A 22,065-nucleotide genomic window follows, 5' to 3' on the forward strand; every position below is an offset into this window, starting at 1 on the left:
AAATTTGTTTAAATACAGCAAATTACTTTAATTTAATTAGGTCATGCTTCATATTTTTGAACGTTCGTTTACTATTTAATCAATTAAAAATCGATCAAACACTAGCCAAGGATGAGCAATCGAGCATTAAGCGAGCACAGTACGTCGTATTATTGCCCTAGCCGTATGTTGAATACTGCGTTTTATGATAGCGACAAGACAACTTTCTATTTCTCGAAAGCATATTTAGGACGGTACAAAGACAAAAAGGGCCTAGATTTCTCTAGCCCCTTCTGTAAACAGTATTCCGCAGCTGATTTCAGCTACAACAATCTATTATTCTTCGATGTAGTAAGCTTCTACAGTGCCTTTAAGAGTAATAAGCATTGGCTGACCGAAACGATCAAGTGCTTTAGGAGAAGGAATCTTCACCCAACCTTCGCTGATGCAGTATTCTTCAACATCAGTGCGCTCTTTACCATTTAGACGGATACCGATTGGGTATTCGAAACACTCAGCCACGTGGTGTGGGCTGCGTGGGTTGCCTGCAAGATGATCTGGTAAAGCTGGTCTTGAATTAGTATCGCTCATGTTCATTACCTGTATGTAAGTAAATAAAAAAGTGCGTCATTCTAGTCAATATAGGCTTTGTGCTCAACAACTGCTGTAATAAATCGTATTGATAGCTTTAATCAGCGCCTAGTTGTTTGATTTAACGACAAACTAGGCACTATTCACATACTTAAAATTATTCTTTTACTAGAGTTAGCTCCTCGGTTTCAAGAAGCGCTTCTACAATCTCTCGAGAACGAACAGCCAACACTGAAAGCAACGTATCACTCAGACCATGTGAAGACTCACAGCACCCCTGTAGGAAAATCTTAACCCCGCAGTTTGACTTCATATCTAATTGGTATGAACGCCCTACCGATTTACTATCAATCAAGGGTTCAATGGAGCTGAGCATTTGGTTGAACTCATCGTATCGATAACCAGTAGCAAGAATGATCGCGTCGTATTCATTCCATGCCTGCACCTTGTTGATTGTGTCACTCAAGCGCAACGCCACTTTGTCGTCTTTCACTGCTACTTCTTGAATGTCGTGGCAACGTAGATGTTGATGTTTACCTTCACCTGTTACTTTCTGTAAATAAAGAAGCTCATAAATTGCATTGAGTTCTTCTGTATCCACAACGGAATAGTTAGTTGAGCTAAAGCGGGAAAGAATATGGTCACGTTGTTCTTGCGTGCTTTCATACATGTGGTCTGTAAATTCAGGGTCAAACACCTCGTTTACAAACGGGCTATCATCGGCTGGGTGCAATGCAAAGCGGCGGTTAATCATGTGAACTTCACCGCCGGAGTATCGGTTCGTCAGATCAACAAATATTTCAGCAGCACTCTGCCCTGCGCCCACAATTGCGATCTTAGGCTTCGATTCTGACTTAAAGGTTTCACGCCACACCTTATACTTCGAAGAGTGAATAATATTTTCGTTATCATGACCTTCAAACTGTTTCGGAAGCTTTGGCATGCCGCCCATACCAACAATGAGGTTCTTTGCAATTCGAACCGTTTGATTGCCGTGAATGTCAGTAGACGTGACCTTCACTTTAGAAGTATGACCATCTTCTTCCATTGCCTCAATATTAATGACTCGTTGGCCGTAACTTACTCGATCTGAGAATTGATTTGCGACCCACGTCAGATAGTCATTAAACTCGAGACGGGAGGGATTCATACTACCTAGGTTAATGAAAGCGTTAAGCCTGTCTTTGGTGTGCAAATAGTTAACGAATGAATAAGGGCTCGTTGGGTTGCGCAATGTCACCAGGTCCTTCAAGCACGATATTTGCATTCTTGTACCATCAAGCAACATGCCGCCGTGCCATTCAAAGTGAGATTTTTGCTCCAAGAAGCAATAACTTAAACCATTATCTTTAGCCAGCTCTTCCAGTGTAATAGCTATCGATAAATTTGCAGGACCAAAGCCTACTCCTAGAACATCATATTCCTTAATTTGTCTTGTCATACATAACCTTATGAAAATTTTTGGGAACGAAGCCCCCTATTCCGACTCCATTCTTCAGCACTGACTATTTAACGGCTAAAACTCGTTGCTGAAGAAGGTGTCTTTCAACTGACACATCAAAGCCGCACGCTTATGCGGAAACTCAAATTCTTTAACTTTTGCAAAACCGTATTTTTGTAGGTACCCGATCATCTTGTCGTTATCGGCTCGTGGCTCACTAACAATCTTTTCAGTTCGGGGGTCGGATAAGTAAATGAAATGACAAACAGAGGGTAACCAAGCCGCAACTTTATGAGCGCCACGGTGAGACTCTTCCCCTACCAGCATGTGGATTCCACGGTCATAATCACCTGCAGCGTAATACGGGGCGATTCGATCTTCTTTGGTCCAGTACACTTCGATGTAGGCGAAAGGCTGATTGTCTAAACAAACAATAAGAAGCTGATTCTTATTGTTTTTTACCGACTCTTCTAAGTACAGTCTGTGCTCTTCCAGTGAACCCGTTTGCTCCCAGAAATTCGCTACACGTTGGCTGTTTTGCCACTTATTGAAGAAGGTTAAGTGCTTGTCGACATCCAAGCCCTCTAGAGTGAGAACGGCGTTAAGTTCAGGAATATAACGACGATATAATTCACCCAATAAGGGCTTTGGCCTCGCGGGATGATAACCTGCCGCATCGAGAACTTGCTTATGGGGGTAAAGCGTCCGGTGTCGATTCTTAAGCCAAAGTTCAGGAACTTGCATAATGGCTTCACGCCAAAGCACCTTTAAGCCCTCAGCAGTTTCAAAGCACAAAGAATCCAATACTTCACTTCTAAACAGCCCAAGTTCAATCGTTCGAATTTCGGGGTTAGCAGAGAATAGAAGTGCAAAAGCAGAAAGTTGCTCCGTGTTTAACGCGGTCATTTGAGTTAAACGCCAGAACTGGTTTGTTTCCCGCACAACTTCAACCACACCAGAACTAACTTCAACGCAGTAACTGTCTTGTGCCTCTCTTAACGAAACACCCTGTCCATCGGACAGAGTGTTCAGAGGCTGGCTCTTACCAGTCATAGGTTACGCTCGCAATCACGTTACGGCGATCGCCGTAGTAACAGGTACCAAATTTCGTATCACTACAAGTTGCGATATAGTCTTTGTCAGCCAAATTCTTCGCTGCAACTTGGAACTTGTAATCTTCGATTCGGTAACTCAGTGTTGCGTCAAACAATGTGTAAGAAGGAACGACGTTAGTTTCTGTATTATCGGCATACGAATCACCAACGTAACGTGCACCCGCACCAACGGTTAGTCCATCTAGGGGACCACTCAGGAAACGATAGTTTGCCCAAGCCGAAGCCAGTTGATCAGCAATTTGTGACGGCGTGTTCCCCACATAACTGCTGTTAGCATCTTCAGTAATTTCAGAATCAATGAACGACACATTACCAATCAAAGTCAATGCTTCGGTTACGTTTGCCACCGCTTCCAGTTCAATGCCACGGTTACGAACTTCACCGATTTGAGTGAGTTGACCGGCAACTTCACGCGCTAAGTTTTCTTTCGCCACTTCGAATGCGGCAATGTTGAAGTAACCATCGAAGCTACGCGGTTGGTATTTCAAACCCACCTCGTACTGCTCGCCACGTTCCGGCTTAGCGGAATTCCCATTTTGGTCTAATTGAATAATTGGATTAAACGACTGTGCATAGCTCGCGTATGGTGTAAAACCACTATCCATCAAGTAAGCAACACCAAAGTTAGTTGTCCATTCTTCGTTATCAACCTTAGTCTTAGTTCCTGTTGTTGTGTTATGTGTCTTATTTTCAGAGTCATCATAACGAACACCAATCTGAACAGCCCACTTGCCCGCAATCATCATTTGGTTCTGTAAATACAAACCTAACTGATGATTTTTAGTTTTCGTGGTTTCACGACTTGATTCTGTATAGATCTGGTTTTTAGTTGGGTCGAACAGCGAAATGTTTGTACCGTAGCTTGGATTGAATATATTGAACAATGGGCTGCCGCCAGACAGAACAACAGGATCCCCTGTTAAACTGTTTAGGGGGTAGTCTTTACTGTCGATATTAATGGTTTGATAGTCAATACCAGCTAAAAGAGTATGATCTACAGCACCGGTAGTGAACTTATGAACTACACGATTATCAATGTTAAATGCGTCAGATGTACCCTCTTCTGTCGTTGCACCACGAACAACTGAAGTATTAGTTGGGTCTAACGGGCCATAGCCCAAATCTTTCGCATAGCCAATCGTGTACATTTGACGAAGGTTGATGTCCATCTTGCTGTAACGTGTGTTCTGCATGAAGTAGGTACTGTCATTAAAATGATGTTCAAATTCATAGCCTACTGACAGTTGTTCGCGCTCGAACGTTTCCCAATCTGAATTACCTACCGAAGTGCTATCACTGATTTTCCCGTTTGGATTCGACGTTAACGTCCCTTCCATTGGCAAGAATTGTAGGTACGGATCAGAATCATCTTTCTGATAGCTCGTTAGTAATGTAATTTTTGTGTCGTCTGTGAACTTGTAAGCCAGAGAAGGAGCGATAAAAATGCGTTCAGCTTCGACACCATCGACACGACTACCATTTTTACGACCAAGAGCTTGCAGGCGAAACGCCATTTTGTCATTAACTTCGGTGTTTACATCTAAACTGATTTGCTTGCGATCGTCAGTACCGTATTCAATAGCAAACTGACCAGAACCACCATCAAACTGCGGACGTTTGCTCACTACGTTGATCACGCCACCTGGTGGAGTTTGGCCGTACAATGCAGAACCTGGACCACGTAAGATTTCTACTCGCTCCAGTCCAAACGGGTCGATCTGCCAGCTGTAAAAGCCCGATGAGTACAAACGCGTTCCATCTTGATACAAGCCGCTATTTGCTTGCTTAAAACCACGGATAACAAACCAGTCTTGCTTGTTATCTTCACCAAAATAGTTTGCTTGAATGCTTGGCGTGTACTGCAGTGCATCGGCGATACTGATCGACGCTCTATCGTCCATTTGTTCGCGAGTCACGATCGAAATAGCGCGTGGTGTCTCACCTATCGCAACGTCTGTTTTTGTTGCTGTTCGACTGCTTAACCCTACGTAACTAAAATCTGGACCTACTGAGCTATCTTCGAGTTGCTGCCCAATAACAACAACGGTTTCATCTTCGTTGGCCTGGACCATTCCTGACGATATAACTAAAGCGACCGCAAGAGCTGTTGGGGTGCGCATAAAGTGCCGATTCATATATTTCTCCTTCAATACGGCTATGAACCAATTGTAATGAAAACACAAAAAACAACGATAATAGTTATCATTGCGATTAATAATTTAACGGAGTGTACCACGTAATTTTCAAAATAAAACATCTCAGCAATAGTTATTCATAATATTATTCACAATACAAATGCCCGTATAAGTCATTGATTACTGTATTATTCTGCACGATCCCTAAATGATCGGTGTCTACAACGGCGGAAAATTGGAGGTCGTTGTGCTTAATCAACTCTTTTGATAACAGCTCTGAGCGCCCATTTGGCTGCCCTGCCCACCAACAATGCAACTGGGTTTTTATGTTTGGTAATTGATACCCACGACACAGTGCACGCATGTGTTGTTCAACAGCCCAGCTATAGAGCATTTGTTTCGCGTTATCTGCCATGTATCTATCGAACTGATTTTCCGATAACCATGTATTAAACACTTCTGGCCATCTTGATGGCACCACGGAATCAAGCAACTGCACACACCGTTTTCCTTGGTCTTTCGTAATGGAGCCTAATAGCAATGTAATATGTTCTATAAGCTTGGTTTTCGAGGTTGGTGAGTCCCACTGATCTTCAGCGATTTCGGTACCTGGCACATAACAATCAAGTAAACCAACGAACGCAATATCATCGTCATTTTTCTCTAGACGACTTACGATTTCTTGGGCAAGAGCCCCGCCTAACGACCAACCTACTAGCCGATATGGTCCACATGGCTGCATCTGCTTGATTGTTTGATAATAGGTTTCCGCCATATCAGCAAACGACGTATCAAAAACATCATCTGAAATGAAGCTCTTCGACTTGATTCCAAACACGCTTCTTTCACCCTCAAGAGCCTGTGCAAGCCTTTGGTAACCAGTCACGCGCCCTGTTACAGGGTGGATGCAGAAAACAGGTTCATTCTCGTCAGCAGTAGTGTTGAGTTTTTCAATCAGTCGCAGGTTAGGTGAGCATTCATTGGTTTGTACGGTTTGCGCTTGCTCATTCATTGCCGCGATAAGAGCCTTTAAACTCGCAATATATCGAGTTGCGATCTTCTCAATGTCAGCCAAAGAATAATGCGTCGTTGCGAACTCCCATGACAAACTCAGTTTGCCAGATACAACTTGTGCGTTTACTACAAGCGGTGTCAGCATCTGATTTACCCCAGATTGAGGCAAGCTCCCATCTTCAATAGGTGCACACCAGTGTACGAAGCCATCGCTTGTATATTGGCCAAGATAATTAAAGGTCGCGCTTGCACGATATATATCATTTGTATTTTTGTTTAGATACCTCAAGCCATATCCGATACCACCGTCTTTTTTAACGTTTTCTAGATACTCCCGAGTTTGGTTAAGCACACCGAGAATATCAGGCTGAAAATGCCCAATCATCGGATACAAACTCGTTGTCCACCCTACCATTCGTGAAAGGTCGACGTTCGAAAATACAGAAGATTCACGGCCATGCCCCTCTAAATAAAGAGGTACATCTGTTTGATCTTCACTCGCTAGTGCTAACACTAGTGCAGTAATCAACACGCTCTGTGTATCTCCATGACTGGTATTTGAAACACGTAACAACGTTTGGCTGAGTTCGCTTGAAAGTTCGATTTTATAGGCCTGTTTGTCTTGATAAAGCGCCGGAGCGATGTCTGGTCCGTTTTCGAGTAAATTAGACGAGTTTTCTGCCAGTTCATGCCAAGCGTATTGCATCAACTTACCTTGCTCGCTTGATGACCACTGCTCAATCGACTGAACAGTTTCATCCATTGCACTCGAATTTGGCACCAGTTCGATAACTTGCCCTGCAACTTGCTGTTGATACGCTTTCCAGAGGTCATCTAATAGAATTCGCCAGGACACACCATCCACAGCTAAGTGATGAATCGCGATCATCAACCGATTCGGTGATTCCGAAAGTTCTGCATAACCGGCTTGAATTAGCCTGCCAGAAGCAATATCCATACTTTGCTGTATCTCTTGCGCAAACGCTGAAAACGCTTCTTCAGAATCCACCGAGGTGCGCCATAGGTACTCACGTTCCTGATAAGGCTGATACTGTTGTTTCCAATGACCTTGCTGTTGATTGAACGCCAATCTCAAGCTTGGGTGCTGTTTTACCAAGGCTTGAATCGCTAACTCCAAATAGTCCGTATTCATGTCTTGTTTAAGCTCGACACAAATATGCTGGTTCCAATGATCGGGCTCAGGAAACGCTTGAGCAAAGAAGTGAGCTTGTATTGGCATTAACCCAAACGCTTCTTCGGTTAACACGCGTTCTTTCGCGGCTTTATGAATATCCAACGCTTCGGCTAGGTCGGTTAGCGTTTTTGCTTCAAATACTTGTTGTGGGGTTAGGTTGTATCCTGCAACGCGTACTTTGCTCACCATTTGTAAACAAAGAATCGAATCACCACCCAATGCAAAGAAATTATCCGAGCAGCTCACTTGAGCTGTGCCTAAGAGCTGTTGCCATATATCCACAAGTAACATTTCTTGCTCGTTTTTTGGTAACACAAGTGTCGCGACAGAATGGGCTTTTCTATCCATAGCTGGAAGTGACGCTCTGTCGACTTTTCCGGCAGGGGTTAATGGCAGCTTATCCAAGACCATCAATTGGCTTGGTACCATGTAATCAGGTAATTCTCTTGAAAGCGCTTCGAGAATATTATCAAGTTCAAAACGCTCAGGTTCACTACTCTGTAAGTAACCAAACAACTGTTTTTGCTGGCCGAACTCTTTGACGACGACCACACAGTGTTCGACTTTAGAGATAGATTGCAGACGACTTTCAATTTCACCCAACTCGACGCGGAATCCTCGGATCTTAACTTGTTGGTCTACACGGCCGATATATTCCATCACACCATCGTTATTCCAACGAACCAGATCCCCAGTGCGATACATTCGTTCGCCCATTGATTCGTTACTGCCATTACCTGCAATAATAAAAGGATCGGGTATGAATCGCTCCGAAGTTAGGTCAGGCTGTTCCAAGTAACCGCGGGCAAGGCCCACTTCTCCACCAATGTACAACTCCCCAACTTTCCCAACCCCCACTTTGTTGAGCTGCGCATCTAAAACGTATAAACGACGTTCACCAACAGGTTGTCCAATCGGCGCATAAGCACTGTTTAACTTGTCCTGCGGATACGCGCGCCAAATCATGGGAGTGATCACTGTTTCTGTTGGACCATAGCCATTGACAATACGAGGAGGTTTTACGATCTGTTGCAAACGCTGATAGGTTTCCGCAGTGAAGGCTTCGCCGCCAAGTGTCCAAGAACGAACGTTGAGTGACGGCTTTTTGTATTCAATCCAATCAAGTAATGGCCCGACATAGCTAGGAGGGAAACAGGCAATGGTAATATTGTCATCACACAGCACTTCGCAGGTTTTCTCGACACTCCACAACTCTTGATCTCGAATGACAAGCTTACTACCAAACGCTAACGGTACAGTCCAACGCTCAACGGCACCATCAAAGCTAATTGAAGCGAAGTGAAGCTCAATATCCTCTGGCGTCATGCCGTACTGCTGACCAATGGTTTGAACGTGCATCGACAAACCTATGTGATTGATTGCCACGCCTTTGGGCTTACCAGTAGAGCCTGACGTATAAATGATGTATGCCAGTTGTTCCGGAAGTAGCTTCGGCTCTAATTCTGCTTGTTCACATTCTCGCGTGTCTAAAGGTTGAGTTAAGTCTGACGGGCAATAAATGAAAGAGCTGACTTGAGGTAATAATGTGTCAAACTCAGATTGAATATTCTGCCAACGTGACTCTAGCCCTTGCTGGGTAACCACAAACCCAGCCTTAGAATCCTGAATCATGTATGCCAAACGCTCAATTGGGTAGTCAGGATCAAGCGGCAGAAATGCCCCACCGGCTTTCATTACCGCCACCATAGTGACAATCATTTCCACTCCTCTTTCAAAGAGCACACCGATAGCTTGATCGCGCTGCACGCCTTGAGCAATGATTTGGGACGCTAATAGAGATGACGCTGATTCCAATTGTTGATAACTCAACTCAAGGTCTTGATGCTTTAATGCGATGGCATTAGGCTGTACAAGTGCTTGTTCAGCAATTAATTCAACGATCGACTGGAACGCCCAGTCACCTTCTGGTTGCGAAAGCTTCTCTAACACTGAAGCATCGTGTGGTGTTAAATGACTAATTTGAGCTAGATTTTTGCCCGCCTTGATCTCTAAATCGCTGATCAAACTTTCAAGTACAGCATTCAGCTCAACCATCGTATCTGAATCAATTCGATCCTTCGAATAGGTCAACACCACACCTGTTTTTCGCTCAGTCTCACGCACATCCAATGCAATATCGAATAACGCAAATTGACCACTTTGTTCCTCTGCCGACAGAGTAAGTTGGTTGTCTAACTGAATGTCATCAGCTAATGAGTTTTGATGATTAAATAGCACTTGAAACAAGGGAGTTTGTCCAGCTTTTCGCTCAAGAACCTTTTTCTCACTGGTCTTTTGTTCATTCATCAGAGCATTGACTAGTTGATCAAACGGCAACAATTGATGCTCTTGCGCCTCAAGCACTTTGTGATGAGCCCCTTCAATAACATCAGATAACCGACTGCTAGGCGTTACGGATTGCTGAATCACCATGGTATTCACAAAGAATCCAATCAGATTAGAGACTTCATGACGTGTGCGATTCGCCATTGGTACACCAACAGAAATATCTGAGCGATGCGTCACCTTCGCTAATGCGGCCTGCCAAACACCCAACCAGAGGCTTGAAGTTGTCACCGACAATTGGCGTGCAATCTGTTTGAGTTTTTGAGACTGCGACTCGCTTAATTCATAGCTAATGGAATCAGCTATACGCCTTTGATTTGGGGTAACTTCACTATTCCAAGGGAACAGTAGGCTTGAATCCGTTTTCTCAAGTTCACGCCTCCAAAACTCAATGTGTTGTAGGCCTTTCCCCGCCTCCAACAAAGCACTTTGCCAATGAGAGTAATCATGATATTGAATAGGTAATTCAGGTAACTTGCCTTGTTGATAAAGGGCTATAAGCTCATTCAAGAATACACCTATAGACCAACCATCAGATACAATATGATGCATAACAAGTTGTAGCTTCCATGAACCCTCACCAAACTTTAAGCACTGCATTCGAATGGGCAAATCAGTCTCAAGTTCAAAGGCCTTGGCGATAAATTCTTGCTGTACCTCTTGTACTTGATCTTGGCTCCAGCTTTGAACATCGATACTGACCGGATACATCGCAGCAGCCTTATCAATAAACTGAATAACCTGCCCTGTTGCATTAGTAATAAAGCGCGTTCGTAACACATCATGGCGCTCCAACACTTGGTTAACGAATGCCGTTAAGCGTTCAATATCCAACTCTCCATTTACATGGAACGTACCGGACATATGATAGGCGCTGTTACCCTTGTCCAAGCAATAGATATCCCACAAGCGCTGTTGTGCCGGTGACAACTCCACTTGCTGTTCACTACCGACTGATACAATCGGTAGCTTTTCAAAATCTAAGCCTTTGTTACTAAGCAGCTCGATAAACTTTACTTGCTCTGGCTTGCCCAGTTGTAAAAAACGTTTTGCTAACGCATGTTTGTCTATTTTTCCTTGACTAGCGGCTTTAGGTTGGGTCGTCATTTTAGAGTGATTCTTTGTTTGTATATGACTCTTATCTTTTAAGTGGCTCATAGCAGCTCCAGTTCGTCCATCAATGCTGCCATTGCATCGAATTCGTCTTGTTCATTTTCGTTTAGTGTTTGATACTGCGCTTGCAAGCTGTCCGTTAGTGCTTGCAAACTATTGGCGTCGAAAAAGTCTTTAAGCGCGACTTCCAACCCAAGTTCTTGATGTGCCTTTGCGACCACGCGAGTCGCCAACAAAGAATGACCACCTAACGCAAAGAAGTTGTCATCCAAGCCCACTTGAGGGATCTCTAATACCTCTTCCCAATTAATGGCGAACCAACATTCCAATTCCGTTTCTGGCGCGCGGTACTCTATCGACTGCCACTCAGGTGCAGGCAGTGCCTTTCTATCTCGTTTCCCATTCGGAGAAAGTGGCATCTCACTAAGACCAATCAGTATTGATGGAACCATGTAATCGGGTAAATGTTCCGATAAATGCTGTTTCACCAACGTTTGTTTGTCTTCACTCCAACTCGCATCAACAGCGTAACCAACCAATTGATCACCAGTCTGATGTTTAAATGCAATAACCGCAGACTCTTCAACCCATTCAAGTTGATTGATTACATTCTCAATTTCTTCTAGCTCAATTCTTAAACCACGGATTTTCACTTGGTTGTCTAGGCGGCCCAAGTATTCCAATCGACCATCGGCAAGTTGAACCACCTGATCACCTGTGCGATACATTCGACTGCCAGGTTCTCCAAATGGATTCGGTACGAATCGGTCTGCGGTAAGATCGGGGCGAGCTAGATATTCACGCGCGAGTCCAATACCTGCTAAATACAGTTCACCTGGCACGCCCATAGGTACTGGGTTCCAGTTGTTATCAAGTACATGAAGCTGAGTATTGCTTATTGCATAACCTATAGGGATACGTTTGGCTACTGGCAGCTCACAAGGCCAATACGTTACATCGATGGCGGCTTCCGTTGGTCCATAAAGGTTATGCAGCTCGACACGTGCGTGGCTGAGAACTTGTTCAACAAGGTCGGCAGGCAATGCTTCTCCACTGCAGATGATGCGTTTGAGGGAAATACAATCTGAGATATTGGTTTCCACCGCGAATGCATTCAGCATCGACGGCACAAAGTGAAGTGTCGTCACCTGCTCTTTTTGAATCACTTCGGATAGCACATTTGGTTGACGATGAGATTCAGGCGGGGCAATCGCAAGACGTGCTCCTGTCATCAGTGGCCAGAAGAACTCCCACACAGAGACATCAAAACTGAAAGGTGTTTTCTGTAACACACAATCCGATTCATTCAGTGCATATTCTTGCTGCATCCAATTCAATCTGTTCTGTAATGCAGCTTGAGTATTCACCACACCTTTCGGTAAACCAGTAGAACCAGAAGTAAAGATCACATACAGAGCCTGTTCAGGTTGCCAATGTACCAGTGGAGGTAATGAAGATTGTTTCGATACATCTAGCTGAGTTAAGTCAACGTACTCGCAAGCATCGCTCTCAGGCCATAAGTGTACTGAGTTAGAATCAGTAAGCAGCAAATCAATGTTAGCCGACTGTAGAATGTATTGAAGGCGTTCCGCGGGATAGCTCGGATCCAATGGCACGTAAGCACCACCCGCACGCGTGATAGCATGCAGACCAATGACTAAATCAAACGAACGCTCAATTCCCAAGCCAACACGGGTTTCGGAGTTCACTCCTTTATCACGTAACCAGTTCGCTAGTTGATTAACACGCACATCAAACTCTTTATACGTTAGAGTTTGACCTTGCATCGATAGCGCTATCGCATTAGGCGTTTTCTTTACTTGAAGTTGCATTTCTTGTGACGGCGTCACGAAACCACCCCAATCAAGGGACGTGTCATTAAATGCTTGGTTTTGTTGCCCAGCCGTCTCGTCTATCAAATGGAGTTGGCTGATTAACGTATCGTTATTGGACGCAACTTTATCTAGAAGTAATAACCAATGATTAAGCAACGACTGCGCAAAGTCTTTTGTGAATACTGGAGACACATAACTGACAAAACCAAGCCACTTATTCTCGGACATCTGTTGAATGTCCATGCCTATCTCAAGTTGAGCGTTGACCACACCTGGATCAAACGGTTCAACATCAAGGCCCTGCCAATCAAAGAGCTCTGCTTCATCTAAGCGTTGGAAATTGAAACTGGTTTGGAATACAGGGTGGTATTGCAAGTTCCCAGTAATACCCAGTGATTCGACCAACATTTCAAATGGGAAGTCTTGCCTGTCCAAAGCTTGCTCAGTGAAAGATTTCACCTGATGCAGTAACTCAGCGAAGGATTGCTCACCATTAAATTGAGCCGGAATCACCAAGCTATTAATGAAACACCCTTGCATTGCCTGTGTTTTAGGTTGTGTTCGCCCAGCAACCGGCACACCAACACGTACTTGCTCTTGGCCTGAATACTTGTGCATCAATAGATGCCACATCGTCAGCATTATATTGAAAGAGGTGGTGTTATGTTTCGCTGCCAATTGGGTGATATTTGAAACTTGCTCACTACTAAGTTCGAAGTGAAGTCGATTTCCCTCAGTTTCGGTCTGCTCTCTTGGCACTTCACTGTAAAGTACTAGAGGGTCTATATCGAATTTCAAAGCATCCAACCACCACGCTTTTTGGTCACTCGCTTCTTCAGATTCAAGCCACTGCTTCTGCCAATTCGCATAGTCTACATATTGAACATCATTCGTAGTTTCAGACTCGAAAGTTGATGCTACGCCCTCTTCCGTATAACCAGAGATCATCGATTGGTAACAGACAGCCAGCTCTTTCAGCAATGACTGCATGGAGATACCATCTGAGATAATATGGTGTACGACAATTAGAAGCTCTGCTTGTTTTCTTTTGGCTACATGCTCAGTGCTAACTTCATGGTTAACGGTAACTAACTGCTCTGATAGCCCAGCAATCCAATCAAATCGAATCAATGGACCTTCTGAGAAATCAAACGGCTTAGCGATGAGTTCTTTATACACAGAGAGCCTTTGTTCATCGGACTCCGAGCTCTGGTGAATACCAACGCATATTTCACGCTCAGCATGAATAGACTGCATGAGTTCACCTTCAACTTGAGTAAAGTTGGTTCTCAAGATCTCATGACGGGCAACTAAAACATTAATGGCACTCTCAAGCACAGCAATATTCACATCGCCCGTAAATTTAAGTCCTAAAGGCATGTGATAAGCGGCACTGGTCGGCAACAGCTGTTGAACGAACCATAGTCGTTTCTGTACCGCGGATGCTGGCATATGCGGTAACCTTGAAACCCGCTCCAAAAAGGCAACTTCTGTGTCATTTTTAACATCGGTAAACCTACATTGAGCAGCCAGTTCTTTAAGGACAGGCGTATCGAACACTGCCTGTAATGACAGCCTAATGTTGTCTTTTTGATTCAACCTTCCGACAAGTTGGGTTGCCAGTAACGACTGACCACCTAAGGCAAAGAAATCATCCTCACGACTTATCTCTTTTTTATCAAACAGCGCTTGCCATTGATTCGCTAAAGCTAATTCCATCGCACCATTCGGCGCTATATATTCTGAGCTTGATACCTCTTGCCAATTGGGTAGCGGTAAGCGTTTTTTATCAACTTTACTTGCCGGGGTTAACGGAATCTTGTCCATTTTGATGACTTGGCTAGGCATCATGTAATCTGGAAGATCCTGACTAAGGTCTTTTAAAGCGTCTTCAGTGGACAATGCGTTTTCGCTTTGAATATAGGCGACCAGCTGTTTACCTGATAGGCTGTCACAAGCTATTACCGCGCATTGCTCTGAACCTGTGATCTTTTGTAGTCGGGATTCGATTTCACCAAGTTCGACCCTGAATCCACGAATCTTAACTTGTTCATCGCTACGCCCGAGGTATTCCATCACACCGTCTGAACGCCATTTAACTACGTCACCGGTTCGGTACATTCGCTCACCATTGCTTGCAAATGGATCCGGAATAAAACGCTCTGATGTTAAATCAGGACGTTCAAAGTAACCCCTAGCGAGCCCGACTTCTTCGCCAATATAAAGCTCTCCTGCTACTCCTGCTGGTACACGATTAAGCGTGGTATCCAACACATATAAAGTTCGGTTTCCAACCGCTTTTCCGATAGGCGCATAAGCACTTTCTAGTTCGGTATCCGGATACGCCTCCCAAATCATCGGAGTCACAACCGTTTCAGTCGGACCATAACCATTGATGATTCGTTTCGGCTTTAAGACTTGCTGCAGTTTGAAGTAGGTATCACGAGTGAAGGCTTCACCACCTAGCGTCCATGAACGCACAGAGAGAGCTGGATTGCTGCCTTCTATCCACTCTAATAACGGCAGCACATAACTCGGAGGAAAACACGCAATGGTTACCTGCTCTCGCTCCAATACATCACAGGTTTGTTGAGCGCTCCATAACGATTGGTCTCGAATGACCAAACGAGAGCCGAACGCTAATGGTACAGTCCAACGTTCGATCGCTCCATCAAAACTGATTGACGCAAAGTGCAGCTCAACATCGTTCGTCATCATGCCATATCGTTGACCTATAGTTTGAACATGCATGCTCAAACCTTGATGTGATACACAGACCCCTTTCGGCTTACCGGTAGAACCGGAGGTATAAATCATATATGCCAGTTGATCTGGCAAGATGACAGGCTTTTCAACAAGTCTTGTTGTTAAATCAAGCGAGTCGTAGCCAATAGTTTTAGCTTGGTTCGCGATCTCATTGGCTAATTGCTCACTCAGATCATCATGAACTAATGCACACGCCCCACTGTCTTGAACCATGAAGTTTAAGCGTTCTTGGGGATACGCCGGATCTAACGGCAAGAACGCGGCGCCAGCTTTCATCACACCCATCATTGCAACCAACATATTACAGCCACGTTCAAACAACACACCAACGATGTCATCACGTTCAATACCTTCAGCGATCAACCTTGAAGCGACTGCATCGCTCTGCTCAACCACTTGCTGGTACATTAACGCTTTTCGCTGTTGGCCACTCTCAGCAGCAACGTTAGATACTAATGCTTCACTGTTAGGGCGTAACAAAGCCTGCTTTGCAACTAAATCTGTAAACGGTTCAAACATCCACGCTTCTGGTTGACGCTCAAATAAGCCAAGTTCATTCAACTGGTTCTCGGCTAAGTCAGGTAATCGGCCTAAATCTTCGGTTAGATGTTCAACTAGCTGAGTCAAATAATGACGATTAGTCGAGCGTAGTGTTTCAATTTGTTGAGGTGTGAACTTACTTTGATCGTAGGCAAAAACAATACGAAGCGATTCACTCGGCAAAATCGCCAAAGTTAATGGGTAGTGTGTAAATTCATAGCTGTCAGGCTCGCCAATACTAAACTCATCACTGCCGTTAGGATTCAAAAGCGATTCATCTAACGGGTAATTTTCAAAGACGACCAAGGTGTCAAATAGGTTTTCTCCTGACCAGCCCGTCTGCGCTTGGATGTCAGACAAAGATGAGTAGCTAAATTCACGTTGGTCACTTGATGAGGCTTGAATATCCAGCAGCCATTCAGAAATAGGCTTAGAAAGATCGACTCGATGTGCAATCGGCAATGTATTGATAAACAAACCAACCATAGAATCGCTATGAGCAAGCTCTGTCGGACGACCCGCCACTGTATTACCAAATACAGGTGTTTGTAGCCCAGTGAAGCGATGCAAAGTAAGTAGCCATGCGGCTTGGGTTAACGTGTTGAGCGTAACCCCTACTTGGTTCAATTTAGGCAGCCATTCACTTATGAGCTCTTGAGAATAATCATCATTGTATCTTTGGAAACTAGACACCTTGGAATCAGTCATCTCAGAATTCGATTGCCCGAAGGATTCAACCAAACGCGTTGGCGACTCCATGTCTTGAAGGTAACGCTGCCAATAGTCATTAGACTGCTGATTGTCTTGATTTTGTACCCAAGCAAGATAATCAGAAAACTCACCTTTGACTGGCGCAATAGAACGACCTTGGTACAAGGCGAACAAATCGCTGAGTAGAACACCCGTACTCCAACCATCCATCAAAATATGATGAATAGTAAAAATACACTGCACTTGATGGTCGTCTGTTTGAATGAAATCCACACGCCACAAAGGTTTTACTTTTGAACGATCTACAACCTGTTCTAACTCAAAACCACGCTCGACAATTTGTTTCTTGTATTCACCAAGCTCAAATTGGCTGCGCTTCTGAACATCCAACACCTGATAGTCCAATCTAAGTTCAGACCACTCAGCTAGATATGCATTACCATCAAATGAGAACAGCGTTGAACGAAGCATTTGGTGCCTTTGCATAACTCCTTGCCAAGCTTCTATCATCTTTGGCAGATCGACATTGTTGAAAGGTAAAGTGATTTGGTTGACGTAAGTGCTGTGGCTATTAGATAACTTCGCATGGAAGTACAAGCCTTGTTGTAAAGTTGATAACGGGAGAATAGTGTTAGGTAACGAATCGGTAGAACTCACACCATTGCAAAGCTGATTTAGCTGGCGTTGAGACAAATGAACCAACGGTGCATCGGCTTTCGTTAATACCGAATCCACTTCAATAAACAGATCATGTAAACGTGCAATACTGCTGTTAAATGCCGAGTGTAACACCTCAACTTCGGATTCATTAAAACAGTAGCTATCTAACTCAACATCCCACAATAGTTGCTCATTGTTCACTGATGCGTTAATCACAATCGCAGCATCAGCTGAGTTGGAGTCATCTCTCCATAAACCTACATTTGTCACCTCTATAGCATCATTTAATTGTTGAGCAGCGTTGCCAAAATAGTTGAACAACACATCCATATCGCCAACATGAGGCCACAGGTTTTGCATAACGCCTGCGTGAAATGTCACACCACCAAGGTGGTCGGCATGAAAACTGTCTTTTAAGGATTTAACCCACTCTTCAAATGAGTCAAGCGCAGGAATAGCTTGTGGGTACAACGAGGTGTACCAACCAACGGTTCGGCTCAGATCAAGCCCAGTATCATCGGTAAAACGTCCATGAGACTCACGGTGAATGGTTAACGCTTTGCCTTGATTTAGCGTACTTAATGTTAAAGCACTCACTAGGAACACTATTTGCTCTTGTGTGAGACGAGCAAAGCCAAAACCCGCTTTAGTAAGAGCTTCAATTTTTGATAACGGCGTATGCCAGTGCGTAGAAATAGGTTTGCCGCGATTTTGCGGGTAAAGTAAATCTTTCTGTTGTTCTGCCCAATACGCTTGCTGGTCGTCTGATATCGACAATGTATTTAAAACGTTGCCCCAGTTTCCTTGATGATGCGTTTTGTGACCAAGTAAGTGTTGAGATAATGAGAGCGCGCTAGAAGCCACCTTGCTGCTAGGCATCAGATCAGTGCCGTAAAGTTTAGCGAGATCTTCAATAATCAATGGCCATGAAAGTGCATCGACGACCAGATGGTGAACGGCAATGAGCACTTCACTACGCTGATCAAACTCTTCTCGTGCATCTGGTTTGTTCAAGCTGCGTATTCCAACCGCGCCAATAACACCATAGATTAAGTCGATACTCGCTTGAACTTGTTCAACATCTATAACCTCATCAAACACGTGAATCGCAAACTTAGCATCGTCTCGATAATTTGCAGTCATTTCAAATGAAGAATCGGCAGGTAATGAGTGATTGAATTGCAATCTCAACGCGTCGTGATGTTCAACCAGACAATTGAAGGCATGAGTCAATCGCTCAACATCGACCGGGTAGTCCCATTTAAACTGGATATATTGATTACAACGGCTCAACTCAAAGTGTTTGATGTATCTTTGCTGCATCGGCAACAGTGCCACTTCACCTCGAAGTTTGCCTTGCTCAGCTATGACAAGTTGTGCTTCTTCTAAGTTCTCAGCCATATCTTGTAATTTTGGGAAATCGAAGACTTGTTTAGGTGATAACATGAATCCCCGTTGGCGCAACTTTCCGACCAATTGAAGTGCCATAATCGAATCACCACCTAACGCGAAAAACTGGCTATTTACCCCTACACTCTTAACCTTTAGTAATTCGCGCCATATCTCTGCAAGCATCACTTGTTGGTTGTTCACAAGCGAACCTTGATCGCTGTCAACCTCCATCCAATCAGGCGCAAGCAGTTGTTTTCGATCGACCTTACCTGCCGGTGTTAGCGGTAACTTGTCTTGGACGATAATACAAGCGGGTATCATGTAGTCAGGTAAAGTTCGTCCTAACTGCTCAAGCCATTGCGCTTCATCATTACCACCAGCGTCTTGCGATAGCGTATTGTTTGACTGGTTCTTGTTTTGCTCAACTTTGCTTAGCTGAACATAGCCGACCAGCTTTTTACCCGTTGGCGATTCATGATCGACAACGGCACAAAATTCAGCTCCGGAAAGCGCTTGAAGTTGGGATTCAATTTCCCCTAGCTCAACACGGAATCCACGAATTTTAACCTGCTGGTCAACACGGCCTAAATACTCCATGATCCCATCTTCACGCCACTGAACTAAATCGCCCGTCCGATACATTCTCTCGCCATTGTTTGAGTACGGGTCTGGCAGGAATCGTTCAGCCGTTAGGTTGGGTTGTTTCAGGTAACCTTCAGCCAAGCCTACCTCAGAGCCGATATACAGCTCACCACTGCAACCGAACGGTACTTGGCTTAGCTCTGCATCGAGTACATACAACTTCCTATCACCCACTGGCGTTCCGATCGGAGCATACGAACTATCCATAGTATCGTCCGCATAGGCTTCCCAAATCATTGGAGTGATGACCGTTTCAGTCGGGCCGTAACCATTAATAATCCGTGGTGGCGCTAACACCTCTTGAATACGCTCAAAGGTCTCGCGGGTGAAAGCTTCGCCACCTAAAGTGATTGAACGTAATGCCAGTTCAGGTTTCGTCGCTTCAACCCAATCGAGTAGCGGACCAACATAACTAGGAGGGAAACACGCAATAGTGACTTTTTCTTGCTGCAATACATCGCAGGTTTGTTCCGCAGTCCATAGTTCTTGGTCTCGAATCACAAGTCGAGAGCCAAACGCTAATGGCACAGTCCAACGCTCAACGGCACCATCAAAGCTGATGGAAGCGAAATGTAATTCTACGTCCTCTTCGCTCATGCCATAACGTTGACCGATGGTCTGAACGTGCATGCTTAAACCTTCATGCGATATAGTGACACCTTTTGGCTTTCCAGTTGAACCAGAGGTATAGATGATATAGGCCAGTTCCTCAGCCAACGGTCGCTTAAAAGAATTATCTGACGATAAACCTGCAAACTCAGCATTTTCAATACAGAATTGAGTGACACCGTTACTACCATCCAATACATCTTTGCATCTATCATTAGATTTAGGATGTGTAAGGAGCAACTCTGTGCCACTGTCTTCCAACATGTAGCTCAAGCGTTCTGTTGGGTAGTCAGGGTCTAAAGGTAAGAATGGAGCTCCAGCCTTCAGAACAGCGATCATAGAGACGATCATATCGACGCCACGCTCCATCATTACACCGATTGGCGATTTTGATGTTGCACCTTGAGATAAAATCAAATTCGCCAATTGATTCGAACGAGTCTCCAACTCTAGGTAACTCATCGACTCGTTTTGGTGTTTCAACGCAATACTGTTCGGGCACTTAACTGCTTGCTCAGCCACCAAGTCAGTGAATGGACGATATTGCCATGAATAGTCACCTGAACCATGTTGGTCAATCAACCTCATGTCCTTGCTCGAAATTGCATTAACGGACGCCACCTCAGCGTTTGGCGAATGAATAATACTTCCCAAATTAACCTTAAAGCTTTCGATGAATTTAGTTATAAACGGACGCGTGAACTTTTCCTTTGCGTAGACAAAGCGCAGCGGTGCGTTGCCTTTATTGATGACATCCAACACTAACTCAAACGGTGTCTCTAATACTGGAAATTCTTCAAATTCCGCAGATACTCCGTTAGTACTAATCGATAATTTATCACCGTGATTTCTGAAGTTTAAAGCGGTTGTAGGTATCGGTAAATCACCCACTAATGTCTCTAATGGCGTGCTTTCAAATGCCAAAGACGCTTTCATCGACGCATGGGTCTTGTCAACTAGCTGAGACAGAGTCATCTCTGCATCAATGCGATAGCCCATCACGGCACTGTTAACATAAAAGCCGACCGTTCTACGGTTCTTAGAATTTCGGTTTAACGCAGGAACACAAATCGAAGGATGAATATTAGAAGAGTACTGGCGCAGTGTAAGCATCATGGCAGACGCTAACACCTCAAACTTGGTCACGCCTAACTCACTCCCTAACTGCTTGATTGAATCATGGATATCACTCGATAAGTGAACAAGCTCATGTCTCGCACCGTAGGCATCTTGAGATTGGTCATTGAGGTTCGATAACGACAACGGTTCTTCACCAATAAACTGATTCTGTATCCATGAAGATTTTTGCTGCTCATAAAACTCTGACTTTTCCGCACTGGCCTGCTCTACCGCGTAATTGAGGTAGCTTTGAACCTCTATCATCTGGTAGGTTTTACCCGCTACAGTGTTTACTAGCATCTTAATTGTGATCTGAAACGACCAGGCGTCAGTCACAATGTGATGAGTAGCAAGCAACACCGCAAAGCGATGTTCAGTGACTTTATAAATGCAGCATCGTACGAGGTTACCTTCCACTAGATTGAACGGCTGTTGCCAACGTTGGCGAGCATCATTATTGATAAACTCAACCGTATTTGAGTCACCTTGCATGTCGATATAATCATATTCAACAGGCTTAAAAGGCATCACTCGTTGAGCCGCTTTTCCCTCAACTTCAGAAAACTGACTGCGAAACGAAGGAAATGCCGACACCATTTCATTTAGTGAGTGTTGAAGTTTTTCAACCGTAACATCTTCGCCTTCAAACCAAAGTAAACCACCTAGGTTATACGCCAGGCTCATCGGTTGTAATTGCTGAAATAACCACAAGCGCTGTTGAGAGTATGTGAGAGGATTCCAAGGGGTTACGGAATCCAAAATTTGTTCATCATCAACTGACATTTTATTACCTAAACATGAAATTTGGTTGTACAGACCCTCTCTTCGCCCATGACAGGCGAAAAGTACAGGTATTGGCTAA

Annotated in this window: 6 protein-coding genes; all 6 read right to left on the reverse strand. The window is 44.3% G+C overall.

Annotated elements, in window-relative coordinates; all coding sequences use genetic code 11:
- Positions 1-315: 315 nt before the first annotated feature.
- The 6 genes from ACTRWI_RS11155 to ACTRWI_RS11180 all read right to left on the reverse strand — a co-directional run bounded on the left by ACTRWI_RS11155 (position 316) and on the right by ACTRWI_RS11180 (position 21,986).
- Entirely contained in the window at positions 316-570 is a 255-nt protein-coding gene (locus ACTRWI_RS11155; RefSeq protein ID WP_004739610.1) for a DUF3297 family protein, read from the reverse strand.
- Between the two features lie 157 nt (positions 571-727).
- Entirely contained in the window at positions 728-2,011 is a 1,284-nt protein-coding gene (locus ACTRWI_RS11160; RefSeq protein WP_499131365.1) for a lysine N(6)-hydroxylase/L-ornithine N(5)-oxygenase family protein, read from the reverse strand.
- A 75-nt stretch (positions 2,012-2,086) separates the two neighbouring features.
- Positions 2,087-3,064 carry a GNAT family N-acetyltransferase gene (locus ACTRWI_RS11165; protein WP_499131367.1) on the reverse strand — a complete coding sequence of 326 codons (978 nt, stop codon included), beginning with the start codon at positions 3,062-3,064 and terminating at the stop codon, positions 2,087-2,089.
- The gene (locus ACTRWI_RS11170; RefSeq protein ID WP_499131369.1) at positions 3,054-5,261 is read right to left on the reverse strand and encodes a TonB-dependent siderophore receptor; all 2,208 of its coding nucleotides are present in this window, start codon (positions 5,259-5,261) and stop codon (positions 3,054-3,056) included. The genes ACTRWI_RS11165 and ACTRWI_RS11170 overlap by 11 nt, the downstream gene beginning before the upstream one ends.
- Positions 5,262-5,406: 145 nt before the next feature.
- Positions 5,407-10,974, reverse strand: coding sequence for a non-ribosomal peptide synthetase (locus tag ACTRWI_RS11175; RefSeq protein WP_499131370.1), 5,568 nt, complete (start codon positions 10,972-10,974; stop codon positions 5,407-5,409).
- Positions 10,971-21,986 (reverse strand): amino acid adenylation domain-containing protein, encoded by an 11,016-nt coding sequence (locus tag ACTRWI_RS11180; protein ID WP_499131372.1) that lies wholly within the window; start codon positions 21,984-21,986, stop codon positions 10,971-10,973. The genes ACTRWI_RS11175 and ACTRWI_RS11180 overlap by 4 nt, the downstream gene beginning before the upstream one ends.
- Between the last annotated feature and the right edge of the window lie 79 nt (positions 21,987-22,065).

It is taken from the genome of Pseudoalteromonas sp. G5_S1_14_S5 (assembly GCF_054968605.1).

What these genes read in the sequence shown, in the direction of transcription:
- ACTRWI_RS11180 (WP_499131372.1), bottom strand. Translation starts at nt 21,986, where the DNA reads ATGTCAGTTGATGATGAACAAATTTTGGATTCCGTAACCCCTTGGAAT.
- ACTRWI_RS11160 (WP_499131365.1), bottom strand. Translation starts at nt 2,011, where the DNA reads ATGACAAGACAAATTAAGGAATATGATGTTCTAGGAGTAGGCTTTGGT.
- ACTRWI_RS11155 (WP_004739610.1), bottom strand. Translation starts at nt 570, where the DNA reads ATGAGCGATACTAATTCAAGACCAGCTTTACCAGATCATCTTGCAGGC.
- ACTRWI_RS11165 (WP_499131367.1), bottom strand. Translation starts at nt 3,064, where the DNA reads ATGACTGGTAAGAGCCAGCCTCTGAACACTCTGTCCGATGGACAGGGT.
- ACTRWI_RS11170 (WP_499131369.1), bottom strand. Translation starts at nt 5,261, where the DNA reads ATGAATCGGCACTTTATGCGCACCCCAACAGCTCTTGCGGTCGCTTTA.
- ACTRWI_RS11175 (WP_499131370.1), bottom strand. Translation starts at nt 10,974, where the DNA reads ATGAGCCACTTAAAAGATAAGAGTCATATACAAACAAAGAATCACTCT.